This window comes from Candidatus Nitrosopumilus sp. (assembly GCF_965263415.1).
Taxonomy (GTDB): Archaea; Thermoproteota; Nitrososphaeria; order Nitrososphaerales; family Nitrosopumilaceae; genus Nitrosopumilus.
Genome location: NZ_OZ253671.1, coordinates 78241 through 95515 on the forward strand (window position 1 = coordinate 78241; position 17275 = coordinate 95515).

The following is a 17275-nucleotide window of genomic DNA, read 5'->3' on the forward strand; positions in this document are numbered from 1 at the left end:
AATCATTTATGAACATAATAACTCTGGTTTGAACTATTGGTAACAGAATGTTTGCAAAAATCTCAAGTGAAATTTCCTGCAATTGTATTTCTTGTAGCATTATCTGGAACTACGTTAGCAATGTGGGGAGCAAGTTGGGACATTACATCACATCTACTTAGAACTCCTGAGACATTTTTTACACCATCACATGGAATTTTGTATCTCGGTGTAGGGATTAGTGTGATTAGTGCAATAATGAGTTCTGTAACATATCTTAGAAAAAAAGAACTCAGAAATGAATCATTTTCAACGGGACTCAAGCTGATAATAATTGGTGCTGTAATTCAAGTAGTTGCAGGACCTGGAGATTTTTACTGGCACGAATTATTTGGAATAGACGGACTACTTAGTCCAACTCACATCACACTTGCATTAGGAATTCTTACTACATTGGTAGGTGCAGTAATTGGTTTTTCAAGAATCAATTTCCATCTACAAGGAAATAATTTCATTAAAATTATCTTATCAATAACTTATGGAATATTTTGGTTTAGCATAATGTGGTTAATCTTTTTCTTTGTTTTGCCAATTTCTGAAGGAGATACTCACAACTTTAATCCAGATCCTATGGTAGCAGTGATTCTGAGTTTTATTTTGATTCCATTTGCATATTCTTTAATATTTTGGACATCATCAAAGGCTCAAAACAAATTTGGTGCAACCAGTGCTACAGCATTAACATTCATTGTAATGAATGTAACATCAAACATCTTGACATCTGAAACCATCATGTTCTATCTTCCATGGTATGTAGCACCAATGATTAGTGTAATAGCAGCAGATTTTGTGTTTAACAAAAGATGGGAATCAAACATTATGCAAAAACATTCAGGAAAAATTGCAGGAGCAATATTAGGTTCGATGTTTTTTACATTTAGTTTTCCAATGTTATCAATGACATTTTTAGAAATTTACCTTCATAACGACATATTCCCATACGATGTTTTGCCAACATCATCTGATGTGGTGTTCAAACATTGGATGATGAGTATGCCTGGAGGAATTATTTCAGGAGTGGTAGGAATGATTCTTGCACCTAAAATACTAAAATTTAACCCAGATTAGTATGAAACTAATGTTCTCTGCCATAGTTGTGGCAGTCATTATTTTTTTCTTGATTCAGATAATTTTGCCTTTTCCATATGGATTGATTATAGGTTCAGGACTAGTAATAGGCATTATTTGGTATGGAAAAAAACAAACATCATTGCAGAAAGATTCTGTATTAAATTACAGAAGAATCGATCCAATTAATGAAGAAGAACGAACACAAAATGATGAAGCATTAAGAATTCTAGAGAAACAATACATTGAAGAAAGAATATTAAAAGAAGAATATCTAGAACGTAAAAAAGAATTTGAAGATTTAGAATACAATCCAAGAAAATGTGAATCATGTGGGTCAGAAGATTTTGAATTTATCTCAGAAGAGAGAGTAGAAGAGCCAGGAGAACATGCGTCTGATATAGGGCATTACAAATGTAAGAAGTGTGGCAGAAGATGAAGAAAAAGGAAGTGAATGAAATTCTAGAGCACATTAGTAAAAAATTTGAAGATGATGTTCCAGGAATTGTCAAAATGTTAGTACGAAAGAAAATTGGCAAGTTTCAGTCATTTGATGTAGAATCTTTACCTGAATCACTACGAATTTGTACCATTGAAGAACTAATAGATATTGTAAAAAAAGGATTAGAATCAGGGAAACTCAAGATATGATTCAGACACAAATTTTGTTTTTGATTGATAACTGTTACTATACATAACATATTTTCCTTTAAATGTAAAAATTCATTCATCATACTAATGCAAAAAATACTTCCGATACTTGGACTATTTGCCATTTTGATTGTAGGATTAACTACACCAGCAATGGCAGAATATGATAAGTGGGATGCCAAATACGAACAACTAGAAGATGAATTTGAGGAAAAGAGACATCAAATCGACAAGCAATTTCAAGAAAAGTTCGAAGAGTTAGACAAACAATATGAAATACTAAAGGAGGAGGTTTATGAAAAAATAGATAACAGTCCAGATCTTAGTTATTCAGAAATTGATGCAATGTTTTATGAATTGTTTTTAGAATTTGAGAAAAAAGAGCAATCTTTGGAATCAGAGATGATGAAACAATTAGAAAAGATAGATGAAACATTTGAAAATGAATTACGTCATCTTGACGAACAAACAATGCAAGATTATGAGGAATATGAAAGAGACGAAGATGAGTTTTATGAAGATGATCCTGAATGGAGATCAATTGAACCACTAGTTGACAGAATTATGGAACTAGTGTCAATGGAGAAAATCCAAAGACTTTGGGAAGCTGGAGAAATTGATCAACTAGTAGAATTAATTGTTTCTGAAACTGACTTGAGTCAAGAAGAAGCAAAACGGGTGATATCATTCTTTGAGAAATATGAGTATGAAGAACATGGTGAGGATTACTACTATGAAGATGACTACAGAGAATATGATGCAGCAGGCAATCCAAAATATGACTACAGAGAATATGATTTTGAAGAGTATGAATATCCAGAATCACATCCTACAGATAGCGAACAAATTGTTAGACTAGAGCAAAGAATTGCAGAACTTGAAGAAGAAAATCAAATGCTTCTAGAGACAATTGAAGAATTAGAAGAAAAAATAATTCAAGTAAATGCAATTCTGATGGAGCAAGTAAAATTCATCTACGAATGGGTGCAATCCCAATAATTTTTCTTTTTTAATCAGAATCAAGTTCTAATTTTAATTCATTTTTTAAAAGTTCCAGCAATGTACTCATTCGAAATGGTTTATGAAGCACAGCAGATGGATTGAATTCTAATAATGGGTCAATTGCATCATCATCTCCACCAGAAATCATGACTACAGGTATGTCTTGATGAACAGTTCTAATTTCTCTTAATGCATAACGGCCATCAAATTCAGGCATCATGATATCCAAAAATACTAAATCGGGGTTTATTTTTTTAAATTGTTCTATAGCTTCTTTGCCATTTTTTGCAGTTCCTGCAACATTGATTTTGCATATTTCTAATAAATCTACAAAAGTATTCAATACATTTTGATCATCATCAACAACCAAAGCTCTTATTGTCATAATTTTGCAGATTGAAATTTACTTAAAAATGTGTGGAACATGGAAAAAATAATTAAATTGTAAAAGAATAATTTTAAAAAATGAGGCTATTTTGGGAATATATTAATTCAAGATTCTTTGGCTTTAGGCAGATTCCAATTGTATTTCATTGCAAGTAACCTAATTGTAGTGGTTATAGATATGCCAACAATTGAAGCAATTTGAATATCTATACCAGATGAAAGTATTACATAAAATATCACAATTCCAATTACACTTGCTACGGCATACACTTCCTTTACAAATACAATAGGGATTTCTCTGACAAACACGTCTCGAAGTATTCCACCACCAATTGCAGTGATTACTCCAGCTAATAACATAGGTAGAAATTCTAAACCAACTACTTGGTGTGCAATAGAAGCTCCAAGAATTGAAAAAACACCTAGTCCAACTGCATCAAAGACTAACCAAGTACCCATTCGTTTTTGGAGTTTTCTATACAAAAAGAACATTGTAATTCCAACTACTACAGTTAATCCAATATAGATTGGATCAGAAAATGCATTAGGAAATCGCCCAAATGTTACATCACGAGTTATTCCACCTGCAACTCCAACTACAGTTGCCAAAACAATAATTCCAAAAATATCAGCTCTATGTGCAATTGCTTTTGAAGCTCCAGTTACTGCAAATGCGATTGTTCCCAAATAATCCAAAATGGCAATAAAGGATCCAAGTTCAAAAGAAAAATCTACCATTCAATGCAGACACCGAGATATTGGTAATTAAGAATTGATAAAAATAGAGATCAAAAATAGGTTTTGAGAAAAGTAAACTCGTTTAGCCAAATAATGAAGATAATCCTTCCATGGCTGCTTCTTCGGTTTTACCTTCTTCTTTAGGTTTTTCCTCTTTCTTTGCTTCACCACCGGCTGCTGCATCTCCGCCCTCTGCTGCTGGTGCGGCTGCTGCTGCAACGGCTACAGGTGCGGCTTTAACTGCCTCATCGATGTTAACATCGGCCAAGGCTGCAACTAGTGCTTTAACTTGGGCTTCATTAACCTCAGCACCAGATGCTTTGACAACTGAGCTGACGTTTGCCTCGTTAACTTCTTTTTCTAGCTTGTGAAGAAGTAAAGCAGCGTAAACATATTCCATTGTATCGGGATTTTCATGCTCGATAATATAAAACTACTGTGAACTTGTGCCTAATTTAGAATTTTAAGACTTCTGCATACAGAATAAAGTGTTCGTTTGAGATTTTTATCAATCAAAGTATCCATTCTATTTTTGAGCACACGTTTTGCCTCATCACGTTCTGCACCTGGTGGTAAAGACAAGACTGTATTGATAAATTCGGGCAGAGATTCTCGAATCCATCCATCTAGCATAGTATAGACTTTTGGTGGAATAAGATCACATTTATCTTGATCAAGATCCAACACATCTGCAAAGTTTTCATGTTCAATTCTATACACTAGAGCCAAAACAACATTATCAGGAGTGGGATTCTGCAATATTTCCATTGAACGTTCTCCAGTCTTTCCTTGCTCTACTTTATTTTTGAGGCCAACTGGATTTACAATAACTCCACTAATTCCTACTTTTCTACCTTCAACACCTGTAACTGTTGCAAAAATAAAGTCTTTAAAATCACCATTATCTCTTACAGAAAATACATGAACACCTTCTTTGAGTTGAGGTTTTCTGCTAAACATGAATACATTGAGAGATATTCTGTATTTATGGGTATCAAAAAGGATTCAATTTATACGGTTTAAAAAAAAGAAGGCATTGATGAAGAAGGACAAAAAACCATGGGGTTTGATTATTTTTTCAATAATAGCAGTCATAGTTATCGGTAGTTGGACACTAGTTGCGACACAAATGCTGAAAAATAGTCCTACAACATTTGAGACTGTTCAACAGCATATTGGAGAGGTTAGATATGCAGGAAGTATAGGAACTGAATTATCAGAACCAATTATCTCAAATGATTTTGCAAAAAATGAAGTTATAAAACAAAATGGAAATATTTTGGAGATAGAATCATCTTATGTTGTCACAAATGTCATTACCAGTGAAACAATAGGTGAGAATGAGAATACATATTTTGTTGATGTCAACACAGGAAAACATGCGGACAATAATCAATGGTATTTCAAATTCCCACCAAATGTTCAAAAACAAAATTATGTTCTATTTCACCCAAATATGGGAGTACCAGCTATGTTTGTCTTTGAAGGAGTAAAAGATACAAACAATGTAGAGCTTTACAAGTTTTCATGTCAAAGTATGAGAGATGATTTTTCTCATGCATATGAAAAATTTTTGCCAGAGATTGTATATGGAGATCAAACATGCGTAACTAGCATAGAACCAGTAACAGGTAAAACTGTAGAATTTACAATTTCATGGGACCTTTATGTAATTAGAAATGGAGAATATATTTCAGTAGAGCAAGGAGAATCAGAGACTACAGAGTTTTCAGAGAGCACACTGTTACAATCAGCACTAGATACAAAACAATTATTTTTCATCTATGATTTCGTTGTTCCAGTATTTTTAGTTCTAGTTTTTGTATCAGTATTTTTTACGATAATGTACATTAACAAATCCAGAGAAAGAGGACAAATCATCATAGAGCAGTTAGAGGAGATGCAAAAAACTGAAAAGATTACCACAATAGGACACCTTGCATCACGTCTTGCACATGACATACGAAACCCACTGTCAGTTATCCAAATGACTACAGATATTCTGAATAACAATCCTGAGATTTCAGAGAAATTCCAAAAATATGCTGGCTCAATTACGGAATCCATACAGAGGATAAGCCATCAAGTAAACAATGTGTTGGATTATGTACAACAAAAACCTCTAAACCTAACAAAAATACCAGTATCAAAAATAATCGAGTCTGCAGAAAGCAGTATAAAAATTCCAGAAAACATAACAATTGAAAAAAACACAACAGATGACGAGATAATATGTGATTATCATTTAATTGAGATTGTAATAATCAATATCATAACAAATGCAATCTATGCAATAACTCCTGAAAAGGGAAAAATAAAAATCGATACAAAACGTGAGCATAAATTAATTAAAATAGAGATTAGCAATACTGGCGAACCCATACCAGAGGAATCGCTTGAAAAAATCTTTGAACCACTATATACTACAAAGCAAGAAGGTACGGGATTGGGGCTTGCAAGTTGTAAGAGCATCATAGATCAACATAAAGGAACTATTTCAGTTAAAAACAACCCAACCACATTCATAATAAATCTGCCAAGAAATCAAGAAGATACATAATAATTGTGAATTATTTTTTATTATTTATGGTATAACAAACATGAATGCTTAATGTACAATAAGAGATACATGTATGGTATGAGAAACATCATCTTTGTAGTTTCTGCAATTATTTTATTTAGTGGTACAAGTGCACATGCAGAATCTTTTCCAGAGATTGGTGTAAAAGTTGAGGTAGTGACAGACAATCTAAAAGTTCCATGGGGAATTGACTTTGCTCCAGATGGGAGAATTTTCTTTACGGAAAGATCAGGCATGGTAAGTGTGATTGAAGATAAACAAGTAAGTCAGATCATGTCATTAGGTGTAGGAGGAGGAGAAGGGGGAATGTTAGGAATTGCTCTGGATCCTGAATTTGAAGAAAATAATTTCATCTATGTTTACTATACTTACAACGAACTACTTGGAATCAAGAATCGACTAGTACAATATGTTGAAACAAACAACATGTTAACAGATGAAAAAGTTTTGCTGGAAGGGATTCCAGGGGCACCATATCATGATGGAGGCAGAATAAAATTCGGACCAGATGGAATGTTGTATGTTACAACAGGAGATGCAACAGAACCAGATCTGTCACAAAACTTGAATTCAGTTGCAGGAAAAATCTTGAGAATCAATTCAGATGGAACAATTCCAGAAGACAATCCATTTGGTTCAGCAGTTTATTCCATTGGACATCGTAATCCACAAGGAATTGCATGGGATAAGTATGGAAATTTGATTGCAACAGAACACGGGCCTTCTGGATGGCGTGGAGTTGCACATGATGAAATCAATTTGATAGTATCAGGTGCAAACTATGGATGGCCAGATATAATTGGAGATGAAACATTAGAGGATGTAATAAATCCAATTTTGCATTCAGGTGATGAAACTTGGGCTCCATCAGGTTCTACATTTTACTATGGAGAAGACATGCCAATGTTTGATGGAAAATATTTTGTTGCAGCACTAAAAGGACAACACATCCACATCATAGAATTTGATGAAAATTACAATGTACTATTTCATGGAGAATTGTTTTCTGGAGAGTTTGGAAGGATTAGAGATGTTGTAAATGGTCCAGATGGATTATATTTTATGACAAGCAATCAAGATGGAAGAGGCAACCCAAATCTTTATGATGATAAAATTTTGAGAATTTCACCAATGTACAACTATGATAACAATCCATGGATACAAAACATATCAGAATGGTACATGAAAGGAGATATTTCAAAAGAAGAATCAATTAATGCTCATTTCTATCTAGTTGAGAGAGGGACAATTTCTCAAAATTAAAGACTATCAAATTCAGACCAATCTCTACCCAATTTGTTTAGAACATCCCAGGCAAATCTATCTATGTTGATTCCAGGGTTTGCCATCACCAAAACAATGTATTTACCAAATGGAAAACTCAACATAACTGCGTTTTCTCTTCTAGACGCAGAATATTTTACCCTACCAAGATCTGCGTCAAATCCTTGTCGATTAGCAACTCTATGTGCTAATTCTTGATACAATTGCCTTCTCTGTTTGTCATTTAGGAGTGGGACAATACTACTATCAAAGCCACCTGCAATCAATTCTCCTTTAGGATCAATTAATCCACAGAACCTAATTTCAGGATCAGTCAAAATGTTATCTATTCTTTTTTTGATATCGTCAAGGGAAAACTCTCCTGCCATGAGTTCTATCACATTTTTCTATATTTAATGAAACCCAATTCAAGTTAGGGCTTTAAGAATACTTTGAGAGTGTCAGGTTTTTTGGCATATTGTATAGCATCAGAAATCTTTTCTAAAGGAAAAGTAGAATCTATCATAGAGTCAACAGATACAATTCCAGTTGCAAGAGCATTAATTGCGGGTTTGAATAATCCACAACGAGAACCAACCAAAGTAATTTCATTTACTACAGTTGGAGTCAAGTCAAGGTTTTCCCGTGATGCAATTGTTGATTTTAGTATCACAGTTCCACGTGGTTTGATTAGTTTCATAGTATCATCAAATCCAGAATTGCTTCCAGTAGCTTCTACAACCAAGTCATAAGATTGTAAATCAGAATTAACTATTCCAATTTTAGTTAGAATCTCAAATTTTTCTAAATGGGATAATTTAGTTTCATGCCTTCCAAAGCATGTTACATTAGGACAAGATAATTTCAAAACTTGACATATCATCTGTGCCAGTCTTCCATCACCTACAACTGCTATTTTCCAATCAGGGTTTAGAGGTATTTGCTCTTTGATTTCAAATGCAGCTGCTAAGGGTTCTACAAATACTGCCTGCTCGTCGGTAATTGAATCAGGAAGTACATGTAAATTCTCTTTGGGTAATGACAAAAATTCAGCAAATGCACCATCTCTTTTCAAAATACCCAGTACTGTTCTGTTTGGACAGTGTCTTTGCATTCCATTTTTACAAGAATCACAGTTGTTACATCCTGCATTAATTTCACCTACAACTCTTTTTCCAATCAAATCAGGATTTTCGGATTTTTCTACCACGCCAACAAACTCATGACCTAATACACCATTGTATGCCATATATCCATCTAGAATCTCCAAGTCAGTTCCACATATTCCAGCAAGACTAACTCTCACCAAGGACTCATCAGGTTTTGGATCTGGATAATTTTCATCATATTTCATTTGCTTTCCATCAAAAGATGTGGCTTTCATGGAATTGATTATCATTCATTCCATTTTAAAATATAGAGATGAGTCATTAATCGACAGTTCTTAATATTGGAATATGGCAGGCATCAACATTGGACAAAAAAGAGATTCTAAAAGAATTTTCAGCAGATCCTGAGAAATACTATAATGTCAAATTATTCTCTGAACAAGGATTTGTTAGAAAATCATGTTCCAAGTGTGGTAGATTCTTTTGGACTCTAAATGCAGACAGAGACTTGTGTCCTGATGATGGATTAGATACCTATTCTTTCATTGGTGAGCCACCAACATCAAAGAGGTTCGATTACACTCAATCATGGAAACAAGTTGAAGAGTTTTTTGTGAAAAATAATCACACTTCGGTTAGTAGATATCCGGTGGTATGTCGTTGGCGTGATGACTTGTACTTTACAATTGCATCAGTTGTTGACTTTCAAAGAGTAATGGGCAGCAAGGTGGTTTTTGAGTTTCCTGCAAATCCTCTTGTAGTTCCACAGACATGTTTAAGATTCAAAGATTTAGAAAACGTCGGTGTAACTGGCAGACATTTTTCATCATTTTGTATGATAGGGCAACACAGTGTTCCTGATTTGGGAGGATATTGGAAGGATGAATGTGTTGATTTGGATTATAGATTGTTAACAGAACAGTTTGGAATAAATAAAGACGAAGTAGTCTTTGTTGAAGATGTATGGGCAGGTGGAGGTTCATTTGGTCCATCATTGGAATACTTTGTACGAGGGTTGGAGCTTGGAAACGCAGTTTTTACTGAATTTCAAGGTGAGTTAGGACAGCATACAACACTTGATCAAAGAGTAATTGACATGGGTGCAGGTCTTGAGAGATTTGCATGGATTACTATGGGCACACCTACTGCGTATGACTGTTGTTTTGGTCCTATTAATGAAAAATTATTTGATACTATTGGAATTGATCCAGACTCAGAAATTCTACGCAAGTACTTTACAGAAATTGCAAAAGAGATTGATCATTACGATGATCTTAACCAAGTAAGACGTCTTGCAGTAAAGAATGCAGGAATCACAGATGTTCAAATGAAAAAGATGATCACTCCACTAGAAGGAATGTATCTAATTGCAGATCATTTGAGAACACTGATATTTGCAATTACTGATGGAGCTTTGCCAAGTAATGTTGGTGGAGGATACAACTTGAGAATGATGTTGCGAAGAATCAATGCAACCATATCAAAACTAAACTTGAAACTCAACATTGATGACTTGATTGACTTGCATGTTGACTATCTCAAAAACACATATCCTGAATTGGATGAGAAACGTGATGATGTAAAGTCAATACTCAAACTAGAATCTTCAAGATACGAAGAGTCCAAAGTTCACATGAAGAAAAAGGCAGACAAGATCAAAGAGAAAGGAGCACCATCAGTTGATGAATTAATCACATATTACGAATCTGACGGTATCACACCTGAATATCTCAAAGAAGTTGATGCAATTTCTGAAATCCCATCATCATTTTATTCTAAACTATCTGATTTGCACCAATCAGACAAGAAAAAGGCAATGACAGAACTTCCACTAGAAGAATTGTCAGAGACTGAAACTCTGTTTTATCAAGATGACCCAATGGAGTTTGATGCCAAAGTACTCAAAGTAATTGATGACATGGTTGTGCTTGATAGAACCTCATTTTACGCACGAGGTGGAGGTCAAGAGCCAGACTTTGGCAGCATTGCAGGATTCAAAGTGGTCAATGTCGATAAACATGCAGACATTATTATTCATCAGTTAGAAGGCGGAGTTCCAAAAGAAGGAGAGACAGTTAATTGTAAAGTTGATGAAACACGTCGTTCCAACATTACAAAGAATCACACTAGTACTCACATCATCAATGCATCATCACGCAAAGTATTGGGTTCATGGATTTGGCAGCATTCAGCTTTTAAGGATGATGATCACGCCAGACTAGACATTACACATCACTCTTCCCTAAGTAATGACGAAGTACAAAAAATTGAAGATGAGGCAAATGATATGATAAAGAAAAACTATCCAGTAAGTATCAATTATTACGATAGAGGAACAGCAGAACAAAAGTATGGATTTAGAATTTACCAGGGAGGTGTTGTTCCAGTAAAGTCTGTAAGAATTGTATCAATTGAAGATAAAGACATTGAAGCTTGTGGTGGAACACATGTCAAAAAAACTGGAGACATTGAACTAATCAAAATTACAAAGACTAAACGTATTCAAGATGGTGTGGTTCGTTTAGAGTTTGTATCAGGTCCTAATGCATTTGAGTATGAGAAACAACAAGAAGTTGAAAGTAAACATAAAGCTGAAGAAGCAATAGCTAAAGAACAACTAGAAAAACAACGTGAAGAGAACAAAGCCAAAGCGAGAGAGAAAATTCCTGTATTGTTAGAAAAGGTTCTAGCTGGAGAAAATGTAGAATCAGATGAAATCAATACCAAAGGAAAGTTATGTTTTACAGCAAGTTCAGATTATGATGATTATTTCCATCAAAACTTTGGAAAGAAACTAGTTGGTAAGGACCAAACTGCTGCATTTTGTGGAATCTTTGAAGCTGGTCCAACAATTCGAGTTATGGTCTTCTCAGGGGAACAATCAGGCGTAAATGCAGGCGAGATTGTAAAGGAAATAGCCTCAATTTTGGGAGGTTCAGGTGGAGGAGATGCCAAATTTGCTCAAGGTGGAGGAAAAGACACATCTAAAAAAGACAAGGCAATAGCAAAAGCAAAATCTATGATTCTTGGGTGATATAATGACGATTAACTGGACGGATATTGAAACAAAGTGGAGAAACAGGTGGCAAGAAAACAAAGATTTTGAAACAAATCCAAATGATAAACCAAAAAAATTCATTACAGTAGCTTATCCATATCCAAATTCACCACAACACATTGGACATGGTAGAACATACACACTAGCTGATGTTCATGCAAGATTTTACAGAATGAAAGGATACAATGTTTTGTTTCCAATGGGATTCCATTATACTGGAACGCCAGTACTTGGAATGGCAAGAAGAATTAAAGCTGGAGAAAAAGAGATTCTAGATGGTTTGAGAAATATCTATCATGTTCCTGAAGATGCAATAAAATCATTTGTTGAACCAATAAAGATTGCCGATTACTTTCATGAAGAGATAAAATCTGGAATGATCGAGATGGGGTATTCCATTGACTGGAGACGAGAATTTACTACTATCGTTCCAGGTTATCAAAGATTTATCGAATGGCAAATCAGCACATTAAAAGAAAAGGGTAGAATCATTCAAGGTTCTCACCCAGTAGGTTGGTGTCCTGTTGATCAAAACCCAGTATCACAACATGATACAATGGGCGATGTTGAACCAAAAATTGATGACAAGAATTTCTTGATTAAATTCAAGTTAGGGGATTCTATATTTCCAATTACTACACTAAGACCTGAAACTATCTTTGGTATAACGAATCTTTGGGTCAATCCAAATACTGTTTACAAAAAAGTTTCAGTTGATGGAGAAGAGTGGATTGTGTCTGAAGAATGTGCAAAAAAGATTTCATTCTTTGAGAAAAAAGTAGAGATAACAGGTGAGATTCCAGGATCTGAAATCATCGGCAAGACTTCTATTAATCATGATGGACGAGAGATTCCAGTATTGCCTGCTGAATTTGTAGAGCCTAGCATGGGCACAGGGTTGGTAATGTCCGTGCCAGCACATGCACCAAAAGACTATCAGGCATTGATGGATTTGAAGGCTGCAAATCACGAATTAGCCTCAAAAATAGAGCCTATTCCAATTATTGTAACCCAAGGTTACGGAACTATTCCAGCCAAAGAAATTTGTGAAAAGATGGGAGTTTCTGATCAATCTGATGACAAATTAGAGGAAGCAACCAAGGAATTATACCTCAAAGAGTTCACAGATGGGAAACTGAACGACAAGTGCTCACAATTCAATGGAGAAAAGGTACAGTTTGGACGAGACAAAATTCGAGTTTGGCTGCAAGAAAATAATCATTTAGAAAAATTCCCAGTTTTAGAGAATGCACCAGTAAGATGTCGTTGCGGAGCTGAATGTGTTGTTAAAATATTGAATAATCAATGGTTCTTGAATTATGGCGATGAAGAATGGAAAGAATTAGCTCGCAATTGTTTAGATGAGATGAATATCTTGCCAAATAACATCAAGACAGAGTTTGTTGAAGTAGTTGATTGGTTGCATGAGAGAGCTTGTGCAAGACAACAAGGATTAGGAACTAAACTTCCATGGGATAATGACTGGATTGTAGAATCACTTTCTGATAGTGTCATATACATGGCATACTATACATTGTCACGATTTGTAAATGATGGAACTGTTTCACCTGAAAATCTTACAAAAGAATTCTTTGACTATGTATTACTTGATAAAGGAGATGTTTCACTAGCTGCAAGTACATCAAAGCTTTCTGAAGAGATAATCAACGCAATGAAAAAAGAATTTACATACTTTTATCCAGTTGATTCACGTCACTCAGGTCGTGATTTGGTACAAAATCACTTGTCATTTTTTGTTTTGAATCATGTTGCAATCTTTGAGAAGAATTTGTGGCCACAAGAGATTGTTGTTAATGGTAGCGTAATGATGGATGGAGCTAAAATGTCAAAGAGTATGGGAAACATCATTCCATTGCGAGCTGCAATCAAAAATCATGGTGCAGACCCAATTAGGTTGGCTATAATTTCATCAGCAGAATTACTTCAAGATGCCGACTTTAACATGGAATCAGTTTCAGGCATTCAAAGCAAACTTGAATCGCTTTTAGAGACCTGTTCTAGCCTTAAAAAAGGTGAAATTGTGGAATTACAGGCTGAAGACAGATGGATTCTATCTAAAACTCAAAGCAAGATTGTTGAAATTACAGAAGCTGTTGAAAAAATGAGATTGCGTGAAGCACTACATGATATCTTGTTTACATTTGAGACAGATTTGAGTTGGTATCAAAAGAGAATTGGGGCCAAAGGACGTGATGATGTTTCAGGAATTTTACATCAAATCAATTCAGCTCGAGTTGCAATGTTGTCTCCATTTGCACCACATGTTGCTGAAGAGATGTGGCAAAATCTTGGAAACTCTGAACTAGTTTCAAAATCACAGTGGCCTGAATATTCAGCAGACAAAGTTGATGCAGTATCAATCCAATCTGAAGAGTTGCTCAAAAGTACAATAGACGATATTGCAAATATTCTCAAAGTTACAAAAATGACTCCAAAAAAGATTGTAATCTATGTAAATTCAGATGAAGTAAAATCCAAAATCTATCGCAAGATGCTCAGTATCATGGTAGGTGGTCAAAATAACATGGGAGTTGTAATGAAGGAACTTATTGCAGATCCAAATACAACTGATGCCAAAAAGATGCCAGACTTTGTTCAGAAAACAATCAAGGATTTACATTCAGAGTCAGAAGATATTAAGAAGATGAAGCTTGAATCTGAATCATTCAATGAAAAAGAATTTTTGAAATCTGAATTGAGTAGTATAGGGCAAAAAGAGTTTGGCGTAAATATTGAAGTTTATTCAGAATCAGATGACAATATCTATGATCCTAAGGGTAAAGCTAGACATGCAAGACCATTCAAACCAGCAATATTGATTGAATAAAAATTAAAATGAAAATAGAAAGTCTCAACAAAAAAATAAAATCATGTCAAAAATGTCCAAGATTATCCACATACATCAGAGAGGTTGCCAAAAACAAAGTTAGACGATTCAAAGATGAACCATATTATGGTAGACCACTATCAGGATTTGGAGACATCAAGGCCAAATTACTCATTGTAGGTCTAGCTCCAGCTGCTCATGGTGGAAATAGAACAGGCAGAATGTTTACAGGAGATTCCTCAGGGGATTGGGTAGCTAAAGTGATGAACAAGACAGGATTTGCCTCAATTCCAACTTCTCAAACCAATGATGATGGATTAACTCTGAATAATGCATACATTACAGCCGCAGTTAGATGTGCTCCACCCCAAAACAAGCCAACAAAAGAAGAGATGCAAAACTGCTTTTCATTCCTAGAGCAAGAGTTCCAAATACTAAGTAACGTCACAACAATACTATGTCTTGGAAAAATAGCATATGATGCCACCTGCAATCTTTTAGATGTGAAACCAGAAAAATTTGGACATAATCAATTATTCCAATACGATTCAATCAAAGTGATCACGTCATATCACCCATCAAAGCAAAATACACAGACAGGGAGATTGTTGTGGAAGGATTGGCATGCAGTATTCAAACGTGCAAAAAAATTTGTATCATAAAACTCGAATCAAAAATTTATGGATAAATTATCAGTGCCCCTTATGTACTAAAATCTAATCTCAAATCATTAGATATGGTCAGGATGCAAAATGTTAGTATTGTAGTAATAGTTCTACTATTCACATCCATAACTCCAACGGCTTTTGCAGAAAGAACAGTTGACTTTGTCAAAGTAATTGACGTAGACAAGAGTTCAATTGACAAATATTTCAAAGATTTTCAGAGCATAAAACAGATCTTTCCAAAAAGCATCAAAAGCATAGAACCAATAAAACAAACAGAAAATGAGAATATCTTCAAACTAAATCTAAAGATGAATGGAGTTTCATTAAACCCACAAGTATTATACAAAAATTCAGACGATAAACATCTCCTAAAGATTCTAGATGGAGAACTAAAAGGAACTGTCATTTCAACAGAATTACATGAGATATGGGGATTTGATGGTACTCCAAATCAAGGAACCATAGTTAATGTCAAGACCAAGTTAAACACATCAGGATTCTTCTCTATAATCAACCTCATTCCAGAATCTGCAATTATTTACACATTAGACTATGGCTTCTCAAGTATTGCCTCAGATACAAGCAAAGACAGTTTTAATAATTTCAGCGAAAAGTCGTCAAAAAAAGCAAGATCAAGATAGGCGAAAAAATTGTGTACATAATTACGTGAATCAGAAATTTAAATTAATAGTACAATTTCCAAATTTCACGAAACTACAAAACCAATCAAATTAGAAAAACGCGTAACATAACACATGTCAGCAATACCAAATAAACAAACAAAAAAATCAAAGGATTACAAATCATATTTTATTGTAGGCGGAATCCTTGCAGTGATTGGACTTGCACTACTAGCATATCTAATGTTCTATGTTGCACCTGCTGAAACCCTAGAAACTGTCAAGATAGTTGCAATTACTAATGATGGTTGTATAGGACAAACCCTAGATGGTTATGCAGTAAACATCGGTACATGCCAAGGTGAACCAGGTGACTATGTCAGTGCACTAGTTGATCAGAAGGTCAAAGAAAGAGCAGCGTTGATGAACCCAACAAACTAAATTTTTCTTTTTAATTTTCTTTTATTCTTATTTCATCCATACATACAGGACAAATCTTTTCATTCTCATATTCAATTAAATTTCCCCTTAGATGAGCAGGCTTGCCACATTTAGCACAAGTTACAGAATAATACTCATCAAGCTCTGAAATGCATGCAAAGCAAAGTAGCTTGTCTACCTCATGTTTGTCATATCTAGCAGTTTCATCTACGGATTTATTACATCTCTCACAGATTTCAGCCATAAACCAAATATCAAAAATTTACAAGATAAAGACTAGAGCTAATTCTCATCAGTGGTATTTTCTACATCATATCCACCAAGTGTAGTATGTGCATCTTTCTCTATTGTAAATTTTTTAGATTTTAGAGCAGCTTCTGAAATAATCTCCAATCTACCAATTATGATATAGTCAGTCATGTTTTGATAGGTTTTAGAATCAGCAGGATCAGCAGCATATACAATCTGAATATATGCACGTAAAGGATTCCACATTGAAGATTTTTTTTCAATCATCTGTTTTATTTTGCCATAGGTTCCTGTTTGACTCATACCAGAACGATAAAGTCCAATATTTTCACCTGAATCAGCCTCTTGGTAAATACAGATAGCATAATTACCATCATCTTTTTCAATGAATGTAAGATGGATGTCTTTTGGCTTCCATGTTTTGACAATATCTGCGATTTTTTGAGATTCATCTTGTTTTACAAATAATGGAACTGCAATTGGATTTCCTGCATGGGTTCTCCAAGCAATTCCATAAAAGTTCCCATACCATGAAAATTTTGCATCAACCATT

19 protein-coding genes are annotated in these 17275 nt (G+C 34.6%); 11 read left to right on the plus strand and 8 right to left on the minus strand.

Annotated elements, in window-relative coordinates; all coding sequences use genetic code 11:
- The first annotated feature begins 36 nt into the window (after positions 1-36).
- The 4 genes from ACQY22_RS01030 to ACQY22_RS01045 all read left to right on the plus strand — a co-directional run bounded on the left by ACQY22_RS01030 (position 37) and on the right by ACQY22_RS01045 (position 2757).
- Positions 37-1107, plus strand: coding sequence for a hypothetical protein (locus ACQY22_RS01030; protein WP_428324714.1), 1071 nt, complete (start codon positions 37-39; stop codon positions 1105-1107).
- 1 nt (position 1108) lies between these two features.
- The gene (locus tag ACQY22_RS01035) at positions 1109-1546 is read left to right on the plus strand and encodes a hypothetical protein (protein WP_428324715.1); all 438 of its coding nucleotides are present in this window, start codon (positions 1109-1111) and stop codon (positions 1544-1546) included.
- Positions 1543-1758 (plus strand): hypothetical protein, encoded by a 216-nt coding sequence (locus ACQY22_RS01040; RefSeq protein ID WP_428324716.1) that lies wholly within the window; start codon positions 1543-1545, stop codon positions 1756-1758. The genes ACQY22_RS01035 and ACQY22_RS01040 overlap by 4 nt, the downstream gene beginning before the upstream one ends.
- Positions 1759-1845: 87 nt before the next feature.
- Positions 1846-2757 carry a hypothetical protein gene (locus tag ACQY22_RS01045; protein ID WP_428324717.1) on the plus strand — a complete coding sequence of 304 codons (912 nt, stop codon included), beginning with the start codon at positions 1846-1848 and terminating at the stop codon, positions 2755-2757.
- 10 nt (positions 2758-2767) lie between these two features.
- Here the strand turns inward: ACQY22_RS01045 and ACQY22_RS01050 are convergent, their stop codons facing one another.
- From ACQY22_RS01050 to ACQY22_RS01065, 4 genes are all read right to left on the minus strand, one after another.
- Positions 2768-3145 carry a response regulator transcription factor gene (locus ACQY22_RS01050; RefSeq protein WP_428324718.1) on the minus strand — a complete coding sequence of 126 codons (378 nt, stop codon included), beginning with the start codon at positions 3143-3145 and terminating at the stop codon, positions 2768-2770.
- 107 nt (positions 3146-3252) lie between these two features.
- The gene (locus ACQY22_RS01055; protein ID WP_428324719.1) at positions 3253-3885 is read right to left on the minus strand and encodes a trimeric intracellular cation channel family protein; all 633 of its coding nucleotides are present in this window, start codon (positions 3883-3885) and stop codon (positions 3253-3255) included.
- A gap of 82 nt (positions 3886-3967) precedes the next feature.
- A complete protein-coding gene (gene rpl12p / locus ACQY22_RS01060) occupies positions 3968-4285 on the minus strand; it encodes a 50S ribosomal protein P1 (RefSeq protein ID WP_048069067.1) in 318 nt (105 codons plus the stop codon).
- 50 nt (positions 4286-4335) lie between these two features.
- Positions 4336-4845: a hypothetical protein gene (locus ACQY22_RS01065; protein ID WP_428324720.1), complete on the minus strand. Its 510-nt coding sequence runs from the start codon at positions 4843-4845 to the stop codon at positions 4336-4338.
- 79 nt (positions 4846-4924) lie between these two features.
- On the opposite strand from ACQY22_RS01065, the gene ACQY22_RS01070 reads away from it, so the two are divergent.
- Together ACQY22_RS01070 and ACQY22_RS01075 are read left to right on the plus strand one after the other, a co-directional pair.
- A complete protein-coding gene (locus ACQY22_RS01070) occupies positions 4925-6445 on the plus strand; it encodes a porin PorA family protein (RefSeq protein ID WP_428324721.1) in 1521 nt (506 codons plus the stop codon).
- Between the two features lie 51 nt (positions 6446-6496).
- Positions 6497-7729 carry a PQQ-dependent sugar dehydrogenase gene (locus ACQY22_RS01075; RefSeq protein ID WP_428324722.1) on the plus strand — a complete coding sequence of 411 codons (1233 nt, stop codon included), beginning with the start codon at positions 6497-6499 and terminating at the stop codon, positions 7727-7729.
- On the opposite strand, the gene ACQY22_RS01080 is transcribed toward ACQY22_RS01075, so the two are convergent.
- Complete coding sequence (locus ACQY22_RS01080) at positions 7726-8118, minus strand: DUF6659 family protein (protein WP_428324723.1); 393 nt, start codon at positions 8116-8118, stop codon at positions 7726-7728. The two genes, ACQY22_RS01075 and ACQY22_RS01080, sit on opposite strands and share 4 nt — an antisense overlap.
- 44 nt (positions 8119-8162) lie before the next feature.
- Positions 8163-9113: an MDR/zinc-dependent alcohol dehydrogenase-like family protein gene (locus tag ACQY22_RS01085; RefSeq protein ID WP_428324724.1), complete on the minus strand. Its 951-nt coding sequence runs from the start codon at positions 9111-9113 to the stop codon at positions 8163-8165.
- Between the two features lie 89 nt (positions 9114-9202).
- On the opposite strand from ACQY22_RS01085, the gene alaS reads away from it, so the two are divergent.
- The 5 genes from alaS (at position 9203) to ACQY22_RS01110 (ending at position 16473) form a co-directional block, all read left to right on the plus strand.
- A complete protein-coding gene (gene alaS / locus ACQY22_RS01090; protein ID WP_428324725.1) occupies positions 9203-11872 on the plus strand; it encodes an alanine--tRNA ligase in 2670 nt (889 codons plus the stop codon).
- A 4-nt stretch (positions 11873-11876) separates the two neighbouring features.
- Complete coding sequence (leuS, locus tag ACQY22_RS01095) at positions 11877-14744, plus strand: leucine--tRNA ligase (protein WP_428324726.1); 2868 nt, start codon at positions 11877-11879, stop codon at positions 14742-14744.
- An 8-nt stretch (positions 14745-14752) separates the two neighbouring features.
- Complete coding sequence (locus ACQY22_RS01100; RefSeq protein ID WP_428324727.1) at positions 14753-15406, plus strand: uracil-DNA glycosylase; 654 nt, start codon at positions 14753-14755, stop codon at positions 15404-15406.
- 74 nt (positions 15407-15480) lie between these two features.
- Positions 15481-16053 carry a hypothetical protein gene (locus ACQY22_RS01105; protein WP_428324728.1) on the plus strand — a complete coding sequence of 191 codons (573 nt, stop codon included), beginning with the start codon at positions 15481-15483 and terminating at the stop codon, positions 16051-16053.
- Positions 16054-16167: 114 nt separating this feature from the next.
- Positions 16168-16473: a hypothetical protein gene (locus ACQY22_RS01110; RefSeq protein WP_428324729.1), complete on the plus strand. Its 306-nt coding sequence runs from the start codon at positions 16168-16170 to the stop codon at positions 16471-16473.
- A 10-nt stretch (positions 16474-16483) separates the two neighbouring features.
- Here ACQY22_RS01110 and ACQY22_RS01115 read toward each other — a convergent pair whose 3' ends face one another.
- A complete protein-coding gene (locus ACQY22_RS01115; protein WP_428324730.1) occupies positions 16484-16717 on the minus strand; it encodes a hypothetical protein in 234 nt (77 codons plus the stop codon).
- A 38-nt stretch (positions 16718-16755) separates the two neighbouring features.
- Positions 16756-17274 (minus strand): hypothetical protein, encoded by a 519-nt coding sequence (locus tag ACQY22_RS01120; RefSeq protein ID WP_428324731.1) that lies wholly within the window; start codon positions 17272-17274, stop codon positions 16756-16758.
- Position 17275: the final 1 nt, after the last annotated feature.